The sequence below is a fragment of the Streptomyces marincola genome (assembly GCF_020410765.1).
Lineage (GTDB): Bacteria > Actinomycetota > Actinomycetes > Streptomycetales > Streptomycetaceae > Streptomyces > Streptomyces marincola.
Window position 1 is genome coordinate 3,950,848 of record NZ_CP084541.1, and the last position, 14,945, is coordinate 3,965,792.

At 73.1% G+C, this 14,945-nt stretch carries 16 protein-coding genes; 10 read left to right on the forward strand and 6 right to left on the reverse strand.

Annotation, left to right across the window (positions count from 1 at the left end):
* Window positions 1-8: 8 nt before the first annotated feature.
* The gene (locus LC193_RS17315) at window positions 9-581 is read right to left on the reverse strand and encodes a hypothetical protein (protein WP_226075249.1); all 573 of its coding nucleotides are present in this window, start codon (window positions 579-581) and stop codon (window positions 9-11) included.
* Between the two features lie 118 nt (window positions 582-699).
* Between LC193_RS17315 and hemL the strand changes: the two genes are divergently transcribed.
* From hemL to ccsB, 6 genes are all read left to right on the forward strand, one after another.
* Window positions 700-2,016: a glutamate-1-semialdehyde 2,1-aminomutase gene (gene hemL / locus LC193_RS17320; RefSeq protein ID WP_226075250.1), complete on the forward strand. Its 1,317-nt coding sequence runs from the start codon at window positions 700-702 to the stop codon at window positions 2,014-2,016.
* Between the two features lie 35 nt (window positions 2,017-2,051).
* Window positions 2,052-2,729, forward strand: a complete 678-nt coding sequence (locus LC193_RS17325) for a histidine phosphatase family protein (RefSeq protein ID WP_226075251.1) — start codon at window positions 2,052-2,054, stop codon at window positions 2,727-2,729.
* Between the two features lie 111 nt (window positions 2,730-2,840).
* Window positions 2,841-3,431, forward strand: a complete 591-nt coding sequence (locus tag LC193_RS17330) for a TlpA family protein disulfide reductase (RefSeq protein ID WP_226075253.1) — start codon at window positions 2,841-2,843, stop codon at window positions 3,429-3,431.
* A 1-nt stretch (window position 3,432) separates the two neighbouring features.
* Window positions 3,433-4,185, forward strand: a complete 753-nt coding sequence (locus LC193_RS17335) for a cytochrome c biogenesis CcdA family protein (protein ID WP_404819539.1) — start codon at window positions 3,433-3,435, stop codon at window positions 4,183-4,185.
* A gap of 5 nt (window positions 4,186-4,190) precedes the next feature.
* Window positions 4,191-6,200 (forward strand): cytochrome c biogenesis protein ResB, encoded by a 2,010-nt coding sequence (resB, locus tag LC193_RS17340; RefSeq protein ID WP_226075255.1) that lies wholly within the window; start codon window positions 4,191-4,193, stop codon window positions 6,198-6,200.
* Entirely contained in the window at window positions 6,197-7,297 is a 1,101-nt protein-coding gene (gene ccsB / locus LC193_RS17345) for a c-type cytochrome biogenesis protein CcsB (protein WP_226075257.1), read from the forward strand. Before resB ends, ccsB begins: the two co-directional genes overlap by 4 nt.
* Before the next feature lie 216 nt (window positions 7,298-7,513).
* On the opposite strand, the gene LC193_RS17350 is transcribed toward ccsB, so the two are convergent.
* Window positions 7,514-7,948 (reverse strand): PLD nuclease N-terminal domain-containing protein, encoded by a 435-nt coding sequence (locus LC193_RS17350; protein ID WP_226075259.1) that lies wholly within the window; start codon window positions 7,946-7,948, stop codon window positions 7,514-7,516.
* Window positions 7,949-8,036: 88 nt separating this feature from the next.
* Between LC193_RS17350 and LC193_RS17355 the strand changes: the two genes are divergently transcribed.
* Both LC193_RS17355 and mqnP read left to right on the forward strand, forming a co-directional pair.
* Window positions 8,037-9,488, forward strand: a complete 1,452-nt coding sequence (locus tag LC193_RS17355) for a menaquinone biosynthesis decarboxylase (protein ID WP_226075261.1) — start codon at window positions 8,037-8,039, stop codon at window positions 9,486-9,488.
* Window positions 9,485-10,405, forward strand: a complete 921-nt coding sequence (mqnP, locus tag LC193_RS17360) for a menaquinone biosynthesis prenyltransferase MqnP (RefSeq protein ID WP_226075263.1) — start codon at window positions 9,485-9,487, stop codon at window positions 10,403-10,405. Before LC193_RS17355 ends, mqnP begins: the two co-directional genes overlap by 4 nt.
* Window positions 10,406-10,465: 60 nt before the next feature.
* Here the strand turns inward: mqnP and LC193_RS17365 are convergent, their stop codons facing one another.
* From LC193_RS17365 to LC193_RS17375, 3 genes are all read right to left on the reverse strand, one after another.
* Window positions 10,466-10,711 carry a DUF397 domain-containing protein gene (locus LC193_RS17365; RefSeq protein WP_226075265.1) on the reverse strand — a complete coding sequence of 82 codons (246 nt, stop codon included), beginning with the start codon at window positions 10,709-10,711 and terminating at the stop codon, window positions 10,466-10,468.
* Between the two features lie 266 nt (window positions 10,712-10,977).
* Window positions 10,978-12,063 (reverse strand): PQQ-dependent sugar dehydrogenase, encoded by a 1,086-nt coding sequence (locus LC193_RS17370; RefSeq protein ID WP_226075267.1) that lies wholly within the window; start codon window positions 12,061-12,063, stop codon window positions 10,978-10,980.
* A 10-nt stretch (window positions 12,064-12,073) separates the two neighbouring features.
* On the reverse strand, window positions 12,074-12,382 hold the full coding sequence (locus tag LC193_RS17375) for a hypothetical protein (protein ID WP_086162132.1): 309 nt from the start codon (window positions 12,380-12,382) through the stop codon (window positions 12,074-12,076).
* Between the two features lie 358 nt (window positions 12,383-12,740).
* Between LC193_RS17375 and LC193_RS17380 the strand changes: the two genes are divergently transcribed.
* Together LC193_RS17380 and LC193_RS17385 are read left to right on the forward strand one after the other, a co-directional pair.
* Window positions 12,741-13,724 carry a C40 family peptidase gene (locus tag LC193_RS17380; RefSeq protein WP_226075269.1) on the forward strand — a complete coding sequence of 328 codons (984 nt, stop codon included), beginning with the start codon at window positions 12,741-12,743 and terminating at the stop codon, window positions 13,722-13,724.
* Window positions 13,725-13,934: 210 nt separating this feature from the next.
* A complete protein-coding gene (locus LC193_RS17385) occupies window positions 13,935-14,729 on the forward strand; it encodes a phosphatase PAP2 family protein (RefSeq protein WP_226075271.1) in 795 nt (264 codons plus the stop codon).
* A 29-nt stretch (window positions 14,730-14,758) separates the two neighbouring features.
* On the opposite strand, the gene LC193_RS17390 is transcribed toward LC193_RS17385, so the two are convergent.
* A complete protein-coding gene (locus LC193_RS17390) occupies window positions 14,759-14,929 on the reverse strand; it encodes a hypothetical protein (protein WP_226075273.1) in 171 nt (56 codons plus the stop codon).
* Window positions 14,930-14,945: the final 16 nt, after the last annotated feature.

Consider the following 14,945-nt stretch of genomic DNA (forward strand, 5'->3'; position numbering starts at 1 on the left):
CGGGCGGGTCAGGGCCAGACCAGGCAGTACGGCTGGTGGCCCGCCTCGTGCAGGCGGCGGGAGAAGTCCTGCCACTCGTGGAGGAGCTTGTAGACGCCGAACGCGTCGCTCGGCCCGCTCCGGTCGGGGACCGTCGACCAGATGAACGCGGCGGCGCCCACGCTCTCCTCGCCGACGCCGCGCAGCGGGTCGACGACCGTTGTGGGCAATTTCACGACGGCGTAGTCGGGGTGCAGGACGACAAGTTCGAGCGGGGGCACGCGGTGCAGCGGTATGCCCTCGATGCCGGTGAGCACCATCGCCGCCATCGTCTCCGGCTTGATGCGCGTGAACATGCCCTGGCCCAGCTCGTCGCCGCCCAGCTCCTCGGGCCGCATCGACAGCGGAACGCGGGCCGCGGTCGCGCCGTCGGGCGCGCCGAAGTACTTGTACGTCACGGCCATGCGTCCGCCCCGGCCACGGAGTTCGAAGTCGCCGCTCTCCGCCTTCCTGCGGTGCCGCCCGCGTCGGGACCGCGCGCGCGGTGTGGGTTCAGGTCCGGGACCCCCGGTCCCCTCGCCGATTTCGCCTCCGCGCTGCATGTCACCACCTGACTGTTCGCGACCCCCGCCGCGCGATCCGATCATCGTTTCAGACACCTCCCCCGCCAGACGCCCGCGAAACGCCCTGATACCGAGCTGTGAGGGGCTGAATGTCACCATGGACCGCGTGACCCAATCCTACGAAGCCTCAGTCTCCCAGACGCTCTTCGCCCGTGCCGCCCGCGTCACGCCCGGCGGCGTGAACTCTCCGGTCCGCGCCTACGGCGCCGTGGGCGGTACGCCCCGGTTCATGGTGTCGGGCCGTGGCCCCTACCTGACCGACGCGGACGGCCGGGAGTACGTGGACCTGGTGTGCTCGTGGGGGCCGATGATCCTGGGCCACGCCCACCCGGCCGTCACCGAGGCGGCGCTCGCCGCCGTCGCCCGCGGCACCTCCTTCGGAACGCCCACGCCGGGCGAGGTGGAGCTGGCCGAGGAGATCGTCGGCCGCGTGGTCCCGGTCGACCGGGTGCGGCTGGTCTCCTCGGGCACCGAGGCCACCATGTCCGCGATCCGGCTGGCCCGCGGCTTCACGGGCCGGGCCAAGGTGATCAAGTTCGCCGGCTGCTACCACGGGCACGTCGACGCGCTGCTCGCCGCCGCCGGCTCGGGCGTGGCGACGTTCGGACTGCCCGACACGCCCGGCGTCACCGGCGCGCAGGCCGGCGAGACGGTGGTGCTGCCCTACAACGACCTGCCGGCGGTGCGCGCGGCGTTCGAGGCCCACCCGGGCGAGATCGCGTGCGTGATCACCGAGGCGGTGCCGGGCAACATGGGCGTCGTGCCGCCGCGCGAGGGCTTCACCCAGGGCCTGGCCGACCTGTGCCGCGAGCACGGCGCGCTCCTGATCTCCGACGAGGTGATGACCGGGTTCCGCGTCGGCAGGCAGGGCTGGTTCGGCATCGAGGGCGTCGTGCCCGACCTGATCACGTTCGGCAAGGTGATGGGCGGCGGGTTCCCCGCCGCGGCGTTCGGCGGGCGGGCCGAGGTGATGGCCCAGCTGGCCCCCGAGGGGCCCGTCTACCAGGCCGGGACGCTTTCGGGGAACCCCGTGGCCGTCGCGGCCGGCCTCGCGCAGCTGCGGCTGCTCGACGACGCCGCCTACGCGCGGCTCGACGCGACCTCGGCGGAGCTGCGGGCGCTGGTCGGGCAGGCGCTGGACAGGGAGGGCGTCGCGCACACCGTGTCGGCGGCGGGCAACATGTTCTCCGTGTTCTTCCGCGATGAGCCGGTCACCGACTTCGCGTCCGCCAAGGCGCAGGAGACGCACCGGTTCACCGCGTTCTTCCACGCCATGCTCGCGGGCGGGGTGCACCTGCCGCCGTCCGCGTTCGAGGCGTGGTTCGTGTCCACCGCGCACGACGCGCGGGCCATGGAGCGGATCGCCGCGGCCCTGCCCGCCGCGGCGCGGGCGGCGGCCGAGGCCGAGGCGTGAGCGGCCCCGGCGGGATACCGGACGGGAACGGAGAGATGAGCGGCAACGAACGCACCGTCGTCCACGTGATGCGGCACGGCGAGGTGGAGAACCCCGAGGGCGTCCTGTACGGGCGGCTGCCCGGCTTCCACCTGTCCGGCCTCGGGGTGCGCATGGCGGAACGGGTGGCCGAGCACCTGGCCGGGCGCGACATCACGCACGTCGTCGCCTCCACCCTGGAACGGGCGCGCGAGACGGCCGAGCCGATCGCGCGCTCCCACGGGGTCGAGGTGGCCACCGACGTGCGGCTGATCGAGGCGGAGAACGCGTTCCAGGGCAAGGAGTTCGGCGTCGGCGACGGCGCGCTGCGCCGCCCGGCGAACTGGCCGCTGCTGCGCAACCCGTTCCGGCCCTCGTGGGGCGAGCCCTACGCCGAGCAGGTCGCGCGCATGCGCGCCGCGCTCGGCGCCGCGCGGGACGCGGCGCGCGGGCACGAGGCGGTGGCCGTCAGCCACCAGCTGCCGATCTGGATGCTGCGCAGCTCGGTGGAACGCCGCCGGCTGTGGCACGACCCGCGCAAGCGGCAGTGCACGCTCGCCTCGTTGACCAGCTTCACCTTCGTGGGGGACGACATCGTGTCGATCACCTACACGGAACCGGCCCTCGACCTGGTCCCCGCGCACCTGCGGGCCGGCGCACGTCCCGTGAAGGGCGCGCGCGGCTACGGCGCCTGACCGGGCCGGCGACCTGGGCAGGAAGCGGGAGGACCGGGGCGGCAATCCGGACAGCAATCCGGACAAGGGGGGCGGAGAAGATCGCTGCGACACGCATGGGAAACTTTTCACATGATCCAGTTCCGGTCTGCCAGGGTGGCGCTGGCCGCCGCCGCGACGGGGGCGTTCGCGCTCACGGCCTGCACCGCTGACGGCGCCGGGCCCTCGGGCGGCGACACCAATTTCGTCCAGGGGAGCGGCGACATCACGCACGTGGCCGCGGCGGACCGCGAGGAGGCCCCCGACCTGGCGGGCGAGACCATCGAGGGGGAGCGGCTCGCGCTCTCCGACTTCCGCGGCCAGGTGATCGTGCTCAACGTCTGGGGCTCGTGGTGCGCGCCCTGCATCGCGGAGGCGGACGACCTGGTCCGGGTCGCGGAGGCCACCGCCGACCAGGGCGTTCAGTTCGTCGGCATCAACACCCGCGACAACTCGCGCGTGAACGCGGCCGAGTTCGAGGAGACGCACGGCGTGCCCTACCCCAGCCTCTACGACCCGGACGGGCGGCTGCTCCTCGAATTCCCGCGCGGCAGCCTCAACCCGCAGGCCATCCCCTCCACCCTCATCATCGACCGGGAGGGCCGCATCGCGGCCAGGGCGCTCACCGCGCTCAGCGAGGAGCGGCTGACCGAGGCGCTCGACCCCGTGCTCCAGGAAGGGTGACCTGGGTGTGAACGGCTACAACGAGACGGTGCTGAGCGGCGCGCTGCTGCTCGCGCTGCCGCTCGCCGTCTTCGGCGGTCTCGTGTCGTTCTTCTCGCCCTGCGTGCTGCCCCTGGTGCCCGGCTACCTCAGCTACGTGACCGGTGTCGGCGGCGCCGACCTGAAGGACGCCAGGCGCGGGCGCATGTTCACCGGCGCCCTGCTGTTCGTCCTCGGCTTCTCGGCCGTCTTCGTCTCCATGGGCGCCTTCTTCGGCGGCGTGGGCGCCGAGCTGCTGGAGCACCAGGAGGTCCTGACCCGGATCGTCGGCGTGCTGACGATCATCCTCGGACTGCTGTTCACCGGGCTGATGCCGCGGCTGGCGCGGCGCGAGTTCCGTTTCCACACCCGGCCGGCCGTCGGCCTCGCCGGGGCGCCGATGCTCGGCATCGTCTTCGGCATCGGCTGGACGCCCTGCATCGGCCCGACCCTGTCCGCCGTGCAGGCCCTGGCGTTCACCGAGGCCACCGCGGGCCGCGGCGCGCTGCTCTCGTTCGCCTACTGCCTCGGCCTCGGGCTGCCGTTCATCGTGGCGGCGCTCGCGTTCCGCCGCACGCTCGGCGCGTTCGGCTGGGTCAAGCGCCACTACGTGTGGGTGATGCGGCTGGGCGGCGGCATGCTCGTCGCCACCGGGCTGCTGCTCGTCACGGGGCTGTGGGGCGACCTCGTCTACGAGATGCAGATTTGGTCCACCGACTTCAGCGTTTGGATCTGACAGCCATGAGCGACGACGAGCACACCGCGGGCCGCCGCGGGGAGCCGGGCACCGGTACCGGCACCAGCACCGGTACGGCGACCGCGACCGCGACCGCCTCCGCCGCGGACGAGGCCGACGCCGCCGCCGGGCTGTCCACCGCGCCCGTCGAGGAGCGCGACGAGCCCGCGACGGGCGGCAGCGGAACGTTCGGGGGCGCGCGCGAGCCGGGCGCGCGCGGGGCGCTGGCCTGGTTCGGCCGCGAGGCCACCGGCTGGGCGCGCTGGTTCTGGCGCCAGCTGACGTCGATGCGGGTCGCGCTGATCCTGCTGTTCCTGCTCGCGCTCGCCTCGATCCCCGGCTCGCTGATCCCGCAGAACGGCGTCGACGCCGTGCTCGTGGCGGACTTCCGCGAGAACAACCCCGGCCTCTCCGACGTCTACGACCGGCTCCAGCTGTTCGACGTCTACTCGTCGGTGTGGTTCTCCGCGATCTACATCCTGCTGTTCGTCTCCCTGATCGGCTGCATCGTCCCGCGCACCTGGCAGTTCGTCGGCCAGCTGCGCGGCCGGCCGCCGCGCGCCCCGCGCCGGCTCAGCCGCATGCCCGCCTACACCACGTGGCGCACCGACGCGGCGCCCGAGGACGTCGTCGGCGCCGCGCACACGCTGCTCGCGCGCCGGCGCTTCCGCACCACGCGCGCCGACGACGCGCCGGGCGGCGCCCACGTGGCCGCGGAGAAGGGCTACCTGCGCGAGGCGGGCAACCTCGTCTTCCACCTGTCGCTGATCGTCATGCTCATCGCCTTCGCCGCCGGGCGGCTGTACTACTCAGAGGGCGGCAAGCTGATCGTGCAGGACCAGGGCTTCTCCAACGTCCTCCCGCAGTACGACGACTACGAGTCGGGCACGCTCTTCGACGTGAACGACCTGGAGCCGTTCGGCTTCCGCCTGGACGACTTCCACGCCGACTTCTCGCGCGAGCGCGTCGACATGGGCACCCCGACCGAGTTCCGCGCGGACGTCACGTACTGGGACGCCGAGGGCAACGAGACCTCCGCGTCCATCGAGCCGAACCACCCGCTGCACGTCGGCGACTCCCGCGTGCGCCTGCTCGGCCACGGCTACGCCCCGGTCGTCACGGTCACCGACGGGCAGGGCGAGGTGACGTTCAGCGGGCCGGTGCCGTTCCTCCCGCAGGACGCCGGGCTGACCTCGACCGGCGTGATCAAGGTCGGCAACTACGTGGGCCCGGACGGCGAACGCGACCAGCTGGGCTTCCAGGGCTTCTTCAACCCCACCTACAACATCGACGAGGTGCGCGGCCCGCACTCGACGTTCCCCGAGCCCGACCTGCCGGTGCTCACGCTCAACGCGTTCCGCGGCGACCTCGGCATCAACTCGGGCCTGTCGCAGAACGTCTACCAGCTGGACACCACGAACATGGAGCAGCTGGTCGACGCGAGCGGCGACCTGCTGCGCTTCAACCTGATGCCGGGCGAGTCGATGGAACTGCCCGACGGCCTCGGCACGCTCACCTTCGAGCGTTTCGACGAGTGGGCCAGCTTCCAGATCACCACCAAGGCCGGCAACGAGTGGGCGCTCGGCGGCGCGCTGGCCGCCGTGGCCGGCCTCGCCGGGTCGCTGCTGCTCCAGCGGCGCCGGGTGTGGGTGCGGGCCAGGACGGGCGCCGACGGCCGCACGGTCGTCGAGATGGCCTCGCTCGGCCGCACCGAGTCCGCCAAGCTGCCGCACGAGCTGGCCGCCCTCGCGGCGGCACTCACGACCAGCGCGCCCGTCCTGCCGGACCCGGACGAGGACGGCGGCCCGGACGAGGGGGGCCGGGGACCGGGGAACGGTGACCCGGGCCCTGACGACGGCGACCGGGACCGGGGACCGGGCGGTGGGGACGGCGGCGCAGCCGGACCGGCCGAGCCCGCCGAGCCCGTTGGACCCGCCGAGCACGCCGAGCGCACCGAGACAGCAGAACCCGCAGGATCCGCCGACTCCGCAGCCGCGGAAGGAGCACGCCCATGATTCTCGCCGCAGCCGACGAGAGCCTCGCCGACCTCAGCAATCTCCTGGTCTACTCGTCGATGGCCGTCTACGCCCTCGCGTTCCTCGCCTTCACCGCCGAATGGATCTTCGGCAGCCGCAGCAAGGTCGGCCGCACCGCCGCCGCCCTGACGGCCGACGAGGCCGGGGCGGAGGCCGCCGGCGCCGCGGCGCGGCAGCCGGCGGTCACCGTCCGCACGGCCGGCGGCACCAGCGTGCTCGACCCGCCCAAGGTCGTCACCCGCTCCGCCACCCCGGCCAGGGACGCGGTGCCCGACGGCCCCGGCGCGGCGAACGGCGACCTGCGCGGCGACACGTACGGGCGGATCGCCATCTCCCTGACGGCGCTCGCGTTCGCCATGCACCTGAGCGCGGTGGTCATCCGCGCGATCTCGGTGGAACGCGGCCCGTGGGGCAACATGTACGAGTTCTCCACCGCGTTCTCCATGGTGATCGTCGGTGTGTTCCTCGCGCTGCTGGCCGCCCGGCGCAACGTCCGCTGGCTGGGCCTGCCCCTGGTCACCACCGTGCTGCTCGACCTCGGGCTCGCGACCACCGTGCTGTACACGGAGAGCGCGCAGCTGGTGCCCGCGCTCGACTCGGTGTGGATGTGGATCCACGTGCCGCTGGCGATCATCTGCGGCGGCCTGTTCTACGTGGGCGCGGTCGGCAGCGTGCTGTTCCTGGCACGCGACCGCTACGAGGCGAAGATCGCCGCGGGCGGCACGCCCCGGCCGCTGACCGCGTCGGTCCTGGAACGGCTGCCGTCCTCGGTCTCGCTCGACAAGTTCGCCTACCGCATCAACGCGGCCGTGTTCCCGGTGTGGACGTTCACGATCATCGCGGGCGCGATCTGGGCCGAGAGCGCCTGGGGCCGGTACTGGGGGTGGGACCCCAAGGAGGTGTGGTCGTTCATCACCTGGGTCGCCTACGCCGGCTACCTGCACGCGCGGGTCACCGTGGGCTGGAAGGGCCGCAAGGCCGCCTACCTGGCCATCGCGGGGTTCGTCGCGTTCCTGATCAACTACTACGGCGTGAACATCTTCTTCGACAGCCTCCACTCCTACGGCGGCGTCTGAGCCGCCGACCGACCGGCCGCCGGTGACCCGCCCGGCGGCCGGGGCCGGACGGCGGCGGAACGACGGAAGGCCGGGCGCCGTGATCGGCGCCCGGCCTTCCGTCGGTCAGTGGGCCGGAAACGTCGGGGGGAATCGGGGGAATCGAGGGAAACGGGGAAGTCCGAGAAAGTCCGAAGAGTCCGGTCGGGTTCCCCAGTGGTCGGTGGGGCTTCGCGGTCAGCGGTCCTTGCCGCCCGGGGGGTTCTCCTCGTCGCCGTCGCGCTGCCGCAGCTCCTCCTCGCGGCGGCGCAGGTCCTCCTCCCAGTTCTCCGGCAGGCCCTTGTCGTCGGGGGCGGCCTTCCGGTCCGCGTCCTTGCCGTCGCCGCGCGGGCGCGGGCGCCCCTCGTCGAGCGAGCGGAGGAACTCGGGGTTGTCGTCCGGGGCGACCCAGCCGCCACCGCCCCGGCGGCCCGCGCCGCCGAGCCGGGGCACGCTGCGGCGCCGCCCCACGAAGATCCATGCGAGCGGCCCGATCAACCAGGCCAGCACGATGAGCAGAATCCACACCAGTTTCGGCAGATGCCTGACGTCCTCATCCTTGGAACTGATGCAGTCCACCAGGGCGTAGATGGCCAGCGCCAGCGGTACCAGGAACAGCAGCACCCTCAGCATGGTAGTCCCCCTGGACGTTTCGAGCCGGGCCCCAGGGTGAGGCCCCCTGACTGAACCCCAGGGTAATGCGTCGGCAATACTGAGCGGCATGGCATACGACGACCTCCGTGCCCTGCTGAAGGCCCTGGAGAGGGATGGCGACCTCAAGCGGGTGAAGGCCGAGGTCGATCCGCACCTGGAAGTGGGGGAAATCACCGACCGCGTCAACAAGGCGGGCGGTCCCGCGCTGCTCTTCGAAAATGTCAAGGGCTCCGACCTGCCCCTGGCCATGAACGTCTTCGGCACCGACCGTCGCCTGCTGAAAGCCCTGGGTATCGGCTCCTACGACGAGATCGGGGAAAAGATCGGCGGGCTGCTGAAGCCCGAGCTTCCGCAGGGTTTCGTCGGATTCAAGGAGGCGTTCGGGAAACTCGGCGCGGTCTCCCACCTGCCGCCCAAGAAGGTCAAGAACGCGCCCGTGCAGGAGGTCGTGCTGCGCGGGGACGACGTGGACCTCGAACGGCTGCCCGCCCTCTTCACGTGGCCAGAGGACGGCGGCGCGTTCTTCAACCTGGGCCTGACCCACACCAAGGACCCCGAGTCCGGTGTGCGCAACCTCGGTCTCTACCGGCTCCAGCGGCACGACCGGCGGACCATCGGCATGCACTGGCAGATCCACAAGGACAGCCGCAACCACTACCAGGTCGCCGCGCGGCGCGGCGAGAAGCTGCCGGTCGCCATCGCGTTCGGCTGCCCGCCCGCCGTCACCTATGCGTCCACCGCGCCGCTGCCCGGCGACATCGACGAGTACCTGTTCGCCGGCTTCCTCGCGGGCAAGCGCGTCGAGATGGTGGACTGCGTGACCGTGCCGCTCCAGGTGCCCGCGCAGGCCGAGGTCGTCATCGAGGGCTGGCTCGAACCCGGTCGGATGCTCCCCGAAGGCCCCTACGGCGACCACACCGGCTTCTACACGCCGCAGGAGCCGTTCCCCGCGCTGACCATCGACTGCGTGACGATGCGCAAGCGGCCGGTGTTCCAGTCGATCGTCGTGGGCCGGCCGCCCACCGAGGACGGGCCGCTCGGCCGGGCGACGGAGCGCTTCTTCCTGCCGCTGCTGAAGATCATCATTCCGGACATCGTGGACTACCACCTGCCCGAGGCCGGCGGCTTCCACAACTGCGCGATCCTGTCGATCGACAAGAAGTACCCCAAGCACGCGCAGAAGGTGATGTCGGCGGTCTGGGGCGCGCACATGATGTCCCTGACCAAGCTGATCATCGTCGTCGACGCCGACTGCGACGTCCACGACCTGCACGAAGTGGCCTGGCGCGCCCTGGGCAACGTGGACTACGCGCGCGACGTCCTGCTCACCGAGGGCCCGGTCGACCACCTCGACCACGCCTCCTACCAGCAGTTCTGGGGCGGCAAGGCGGGCATCGACGCCACCGCCAAGTGGCCGGAGGAGGGGTACACGCGCGACGGCGGCTGGCCCCAGGAGATCAGGTCGGACCCGGACATCGCGGAGCGCGTCACGCGCCGCTGGAAGGAATACGGGCTGTGACGGCCGAGGCGTCGCCCGTCACCGGCGGCTCCGGCGGGGCCGCCACCGGGCGGGTGCGGGCGTTCCTGCGGCTGGTGATGATCGAACACTCCGTGTTCGCGCTGCCGTTCGCCTACATCGCCTCCCTGACCGCGATGTTCCTTGAGGACGGCGGCGTCCAGTGGGGCACGCTGCTCCTGGTCACCGTCGCCATGGTCGGCCTGCGCACGTTCGCGATGGCCGCGAACCGCGTCATCGACCGCGAGATCGACGCCCGCAACCCGCGCACCGCGGGCCGGGAGATCGTCACCGGCGCGGTGTCCGTGCGCACCGCGTGGACCGGCGCGCTGATCGCGCTGGCCGCGTTCCTCGGCGCGGCGGCGCTGCTCAACCCCCTGTGCCTGGTGCTCGCGCCGGTCGCCGTCGTGCCCATGGTCGTCTACCCCTACGGAAAGCGGTTCACGGACTTCCCGCACGCCATCCTCGGGCTCGCGCAGGCCATGGGCCCCATCGGCGGATGGCTCGCCGTCACGGGCGCCTGGTCCTGGGAGGCCGTGCTGCTCGGCCTCGCCGTCGGCCTGTGGATCGGCGGCTTCGACCTGATCTACGCGTGCCAGGACGTGGCGTCCGACCGCGCGGGCGGCGTGCGTTCCGTACCGGCGCGCTTCGGCATCGCGGGCGCGCTGAACGGCGCGCGCGCCTGCCACGTCGTCACGCTCGGCCTGCTGGCCTGGTACGCGGCGGCGACCGGCGGCGGGCCGTTGCTGTGGGTCGGCCTCGGCGTGGTCGCCATCGCCTTCGCGTACGAGCACAGCATCGTCGGGCCGCACGACCTCAGCCGCCTGAACCGCGCGTTCTTCACGGTCAACGGCTTCGTGGGGATCAGCCTGTTCGTGTGCGCGCTGGCCGATCTGCTGGTGCGGGGCCTGACGTTCTGACGCCTGCGCGCGCTCCCGGGGCGCCCCGGGAGCGCGCGGCAGGCCGGGGCGCGCTGCCGCTCAGGACCAGGGCTCGACGAAGTGGTCGAACTCGTTGTTCCGGACGCCGAGGACGAACGCGTCCCACTTGGCGCGTGTCGTGGTCACGATGCGGCCGGGTTCGTCCGACTGCCGGATGTGGATCAAGTCCCCTTCCCCCGCCGCCACTTCGAAACCATGACCGTCCCCGGCGCCCTCGGCCTCGGCCCGCACCCACTCAAGACGCTCCGCGTGGGTCTCCGGCCGTTCCGCATCCGTTCGCGGCATGCCCGCCGTCCTCCGTCCCCTCCGCCCGGCCCGCGCAGCCGGGCACCGGCCCGTTCGAACGGCACCACGCTACTGCGCGCGGCGCGCGAAGAGGATGGGGCCCGATCGCCAACCGGCGCGGCCGGGCGCCCCGTTGAAGCGCGAACCACGCACCGGCGCGGCGCCTGTTCGCGGAGAACGCCACCGCGGCGCGCTACGAGACCCCGCCTCACGTGAAACGGCCACGTCCGTTCTCACCGTGCCGCTTTCCGCCGCCGGCGGCCGGTCTAGCTGACGCCGAGCCGCGTCAGGGCGTCGCCCGCGAGCAGCCGCAGCACGCCGTCGCCCGGGGCGGGGAAGATCCCGCGCGGCCCCCGCACGTCGAGCACCGGCCGGGGGTCGGCGACCAGGCCGGTGCCGCCGTTCAACGGAACGCGCCACAGGCTCCCGTCCTCCTCGCCCGCGGGCATCCACAGCGATCCGCGGGCGGCGGCGAGCCCCGCGGGCGCGGCGCCGGGCTCCTCCCACACCGGCACCGGCTGCCCCTCGGGCACCACCGAGTACAGGCGCGCGCCCCCGCCGTCGACGGCGTCGACCGCCCACATCCGGTCGCCGTCCCACGCGAGGCCGCGCACGTCGGTGTAGGCGCCGGGGGAGTGCATCACCGGCGGCTGGCTGCCGTTGGGGTCGATGCGCAGGATCTTGCCGGCCAGGGACGTCTCGTCGGCGGCGAGCGCCGGGTCACCGGCGTCGCCGGTCCCCGCGTACAGCATCCCGTCCGGCCCGAACGCCAGCACCCCGCCGCCGCGCTCCCCGCCGCCCGCGAGGGGTATGGGGTCGTCGAGGAGCGGGACCGGCGTGCCGCCCCAGCTCTGCCAGGCGCGATCCGGGTAGAAGCGGAAGCTCGCGATCTCCCCGCCGGCCGGTCCTGCATAGTAGGCCACGACGTTCACGTAGCTGCCGGTCGCGCGGGGTGGCACGGCGAGGCCGAGCAGCCTGCCGGGCACGGTACCGACCTCGGCCAACTCCCCCGGGGCGTCGGCGTCATGGAGCAGGACGGTGTCCCCGGCGCCCACCAGCAGGTCCTCGCTGTCCGGGAGTCCCGCGACGCAGCAGGCCGTGCCGAGGCCGGTGGCCTCGGTGCCGGTCTCGGTGGCGTCACCTGTGGCCGGCGCCGGACTCGGCCCCGGCGCGGTCTCCCCGGGCGCGCCGTCGCCCGGCACCGGCGGCGCCGGGACGTCCGTCGGCGCGGGGAGCGCGGGCGGCGCCTCCTGCCGCGCCCGGTCGGCCGCGGGGCCGACCGCGCAGCCGGCGGCGAGGGCGCCCGTCACCGCGAGGGCCGCGACGCGGCCCGCCAGGTGCCATCCCCGCATGCGCAACTGCCTAGATGGACATGCCGTAGATGATGGTGAACAGCGTGCCCAGCGATCCGATGATGAAGACCCCGGTCAGGCCGGCCACGATCAGGCCCTTGCCCTGCTCGGCGCTGAACGAGTCGCGCATCGCCGTCGATCCGATGCGCTGCTTGGCCGCGCCCCAGATCGCGATGCCGAGGCAGATGAGGATGGCCAGCGCCATGATCACCTGGATCATCGTCCGGGCCGAGTCGCCCACCGCACCGAACGGGCCCCAGTCGGGGGCGATGCCCCCGATGATGTTGTTGATGTCGCCTGGCTGTTCTTCCTCGTCCACCGAACTCACCACCCAACTGGCTGCCAACGGTGCTCTCTCCGGATTGTGCCACGCCGCGCTGACGGACGAGGACCGCGCGTGAGTGCCTTTCTGACCGTCCCTCCGCCCCGGACGCCGCGCCTCCCCGGCGCGCCGGGCCGGTGACCGGCCGCGAACCGCCGCCGGCGGCCCGCGGGCGCGCGGCCGAGGCGGCGCCGCGGGCCCGCGCGGCGCGGCGTTCCGCATCCGCCGGGTGACGAGGCTCACGCCGCGTCGGGCCGCGAACTGCCGTTCGCGAGCCGCCCGGTGTGCTGGGCCGCGGCCTCGTCGCCGTGTCATAGTGCTGGCGGGGCACTGTAGTTGCGGGAGGGCGTGACCGATGCGGCGGATCGTATGGGTGGCGGGCGGCGGCCTTGGCGTTCTCGGTCTCTTCGTCGCCTTCCTCGTCGTCGGTGTCTACACCGCGAGCACCGGGTCGCCCGGCGGCGCCGGGCGCGGCGACGGTCGGCTGGCCGAGGGCACCGTGCCGCCCGAGTACGCCCCCCTCGTGGAGCGCTGGGGCAACATGTGCGAGACGTTGTCCCCCGCGATACTCGCGGCCCAGCTCGGCCAGGAGAGCGGCTGGCAGCCCGATGTGCAGAGCCACGCCAACGCGCAGGGCATCGCGCAGTTCATCCCCAGCACCTGGGCCACCCACGGCCTCGACGCCAACGGGGACGGCAGGGCCGACGTGTGGGACCCCATGGACGCCATCCCGTCCGCCGCCTCCTACGACTGCTCGCTCGCCGAGTACGTCAAGGACGTGCCGGGCGACCCGGTGGACAACATGCTGGCGGCCTACAACGCCGGTCCCTACGCGGTCATCCAGTACAACGGGGTCCCGCCGTACGAGGAGACGCGGAACTACGTGCGCATCATCCGCAGCGCCGAGGCCGCCTTCGCCGCGCCGCCCGCGGAGGCGGAGCCGCTGCCGCCGCTCGAACAGGCCGCGGAGGCCGTGCACTTCGCCCAGGAACACCTCGGCACGCCGTACCTGTGGGGCGGTGACGGCACGCCGGAGGACGGCGGCCGGTTCGACTGCTCCGGTCTGACCAAGGCCGCCTACGAGGCCGCGGGCATCGAGCTGCCGCGCGTCGCCAACGACCAGTGGACCGCAGGACCGCACCCGGGGCGCGACGAACTGCTGCCCGGTGACCTGGTGTTCTTCGCGTATGATCTCGACGACCCACGGAGCATCTACCACGTCGGCATCTATGTCGGCGGCGGGTACATGATCGACGCCCCGTACACCGGGGCGACGATCCGGTTCGACCCGATCGACACCCCTGACTACTTCGGAGCCACGCGCCCCGTGGCGGGGTGACGCCTGCGTCACAGCGGGCGAACCCCTGCCCAACGCTTGCCCGCTGAACCACGGCGGCGCGTTGCTGTTCGATAACGCTGCGGCCGTCATTCGATGGACCTCGGCACGCCAGGGGATGTTTCTGGCGTTACCTGTACCGGAACAAGGGGCTCCTCCGCCTTGCCGCCCCCGGCAAGGTCCCCCCACCGCATGAAGGGGCCGCAACGGCACATGGCTGGACTGGAAAACCTCGACAACCCCGATGTCGAGCTGGACGTCCTCTACGACATCAACGGGCTCGCCGACCCGCTGCCCGGCTGGGCCGAACGCGCCGTCACCTTCCTCGGTGAGTGGGGCATCCCCGTCGCGCTCGTGCTCCTCGTGGCCGTCGCCTGGCTGCTGGTGCGCCGCAGGCCGGACGCGCCGCAGGCGGTGGCGGGCACGGCCTGGGCCGGCATCGCAGGGGCCGCGGCCTACCTGGCGAACGCGCCCATCCGCGAGTTCGTGGCCAGGCCGCGCCCCGCCGAGCGGCACGAGGGGCTCAACGTCCTGGTCGAGGGCAAGGAGGGCTACTCCTTCGTCAGCGACCACGCCGGGGTCGCGATGGCCATCGCGGTGGCCCTCTTCCTCGTCCACCGCGGGCTCGGCGCGCTGGCGCTCGGGCTCGCGCTGATCCAGGGCTTCGCCCGGGTCCTGGTCGGCGTGCACTACCCGAGCGACGTCATCGGCGGCTTCGCGCTCGGAACGGCGGTGGCGCTGCTGCTCGCCCCGCTCGCCCTGGCCGCCCTGACGCCGCTGGCCCGCGCCTGCGCGGGCACCGCCTGGCTCGGCTGGCTGGCCCCCGGCCCGCGGTCCGGCACGGCCCCCGCCGTGGCGGGCGCCCGCCACGAGCCGGAGGGCGGCCGTTCCGAGCCGGGGGACGAGCGGGACCACGGCGACGCGGGGGAGCGCGGCGAGCGGCGGCCTGAAGTCCCGGAGCACCCGGAGCACCCGGAGCCGGCCCCGCAGGGCCGCCTGGCCACCTGAGAGCGGACGAACGGACCGGCCGCGCCCGCTCAGCCGACGGCGACGTGCGCGGCGGCCTCGTCACGCGCCAGGGGCCGGGAGCGGCGGGCCGGGCCGTACCATCCACAGGAGCAGCGGGGGGCGACGAACGGGCCACGTTCCGTGAGCACCACCTGGTGCCCCGGCGCGGCGGACCGCCCCTGTTCACTCTCGACGCGCACCCCCCTACCGTAACGG